This window comes from Bacillus sp. MUM 116 (genome assembly GCF_001866655.1).
In the GTDB taxonomy this organism is placed as follows: domain Bacteria; phylum Bacillota; class Bacilli; order Bacillales; family Cytobacillaceae; genus Neobacillus.
In genome coordinates this window covers 1-1,484 of sequence record NZ_MLYR01000134.1, presented here as the reverse complement: position 1 = coordinate 1,484, position 1,484 = coordinate 1, and the positions used below count along the sequence as shown (strand labels likewise).

Annotated in this window: 2 protein-coding genes and 1 pseudogene; 2 read left to right on the top strand and 1 reads right to left on the bottom strand. The window is 33.4% G+C overall.

Features of this window, described 5'->3' with window-relative positions; genetic code table 11:
• Window positions 1-146: 146 nt before the first annotated feature.
• Window positions 147-731, top strand: coding sequence for an undecaprenyl-diphosphatase (locus BIV60_RS25495; protein ID WP_071358510.1), 585 nt, complete (start codon window positions 147-149; stop codon window positions 729-731).
• Window positions 732-968: 237 nt separating this feature from the next.
• Entirely contained in the window at window positions 969-1,301 is a 333-nt protein-coding gene (locus BIV60_RS25490; RefSeq protein WP_071358509.1) for a helix-turn-helix domain-containing protein, read from the top strand.
• Here the strand turns inward: BIV60_RS25490 and BIV60_RS30065 are convergent.
• Window positions 1,270-1,484, bottom strand: a pseudogene (locus BIV60_RS30065) (hypothetical protein); the annotation flags it as partial. The gene BIV60_RS25490 and the pseudogene BIV60_RS30065 sit on opposite strands and share 32 nt — an antisense overlap.

Below are 1,484 nucleotides of genomic sequence, written 5' to 3'. Positions count from 1 at the left end.
ATATTATTTTTGAAGAAAAGGTTTCTGTTTGTTCATAACTTTTTTATTAATTTTAATTAATATTATTTTAATGGTTCTAGCCTTTACTCTGGGATATACTTAATTCCATATGATTTTATTATCATCTAAGGGGAGTTTTGTTTTCAATGAATTATAATTTATTTAAAAGTATCCATAATTTATCTGGACACAACCATACTTTAGACAATTTTATGGTTTTTATTACTAATGATGCAATTTATATTTTTGCTTTAGCTTTAATAGCACTCTGGTTGTTTGGTGGAAAATCTATGAAACGTGCTGTTTTATATGCTGGAGGAACTGGATTGCTCGGTTTAGTCATGAATGTTCTTATTGCAAAGGTTCATTATGAGCCACGACCTTTTGTTACACATCATTTTATACCGCTAATCCCACATTCAAATGATCCATCATTCCCAAGTGATCATTCAACGGGTTCTTTCGCTATTGCAATTGCCATGTGGCTTCGAAATAAAAAAATCGGTATTCCTATGTTTATTTTAGCTATTTTAACAGGATTTTCTCGCATTTGGGCAGGTCTTCATTATCCGCTCGATGTTCTAGCCAGTCTGATTGTGGCGATAATTGTTTCATTAGTTACTTATAAATTATCTGGACTATTAGATCCAATTGTTAACGTGGTAATTACTGTATTTGATTCAATTTTTAAAAGAAAGTCAGGTAAACATGAAAAATCACAAAGCAAGTAAAAGGCTACTTTCCCCTTGTATGATCAAATCTTGAAGATCCCAAATAAAAGGATCTGTTGATAAAATGGGTTGAGACCTAAGGGTTCCGTTTTGAAGTGCTTTTCAGATATTTAAAGCCGTAACGACAAACGTTTTGACATAGCAATTAGCATATAAAAATGCAAAAACTCGCTACAATATTGAACTGCACCCCATTTGTTAGACACACAATCTGACAAAAAGGCGTGCAGTTTTTCTATGGTTAAATTCACTACAGAGGATAAATTAGCTGCAGTTCAACAATATTTAGAAGGAGTGAGGACTTATGCTTCGATTGAGGCAGCCATAAGAACCTCTGAGAATATAGTTAGAACTTGGGTAATGCAGTATGAACACCATGGTGATGAAGCGTTAAAAAAATCCTATACAAGTTACTCCACACAGTATAAACTAGACGTACTTAATTACATAAATGTTCACGGGACGTCTCCTAATGAAACAGCGGCCATATTTAACATTACTTCTCCTGCTTTAATTCGGGAATGGAGAATACAACACGTTATAAATTTTCATAAGAATCACCCCTTTTAAACAACAAATGTTGTTTTAAAATAAACAAGGATAGGGGTACGGAAACGATTCGAGGATTAAGGACAATTTTGTTTTCAATAAATTTGCCATCTTTTTTCATTTTGTTATAGCTTGCCTTAATATCTACATCCAGCCCCTTGTATCCAGATATCGCCTTCCATATCCTATCAACGGTTGCATCAA

What these genes read in the sequence shown, in the direction of transcription:
- BIV60_RS25495 (WP_071358510.1), top strand. Translation starts at nt 147, where the DNA reads ATGAATTATAATTTATTTAAAAGTATCCATAATTTATCTGGACACAAC.
- BIV60_RS25490 (WP_071358509.1), top strand. Translation starts at nt 969, where the DNA reads ATGGTTAAATTCACTACAGAGGATAAATTAGCTGCAGTTCAACAATAT.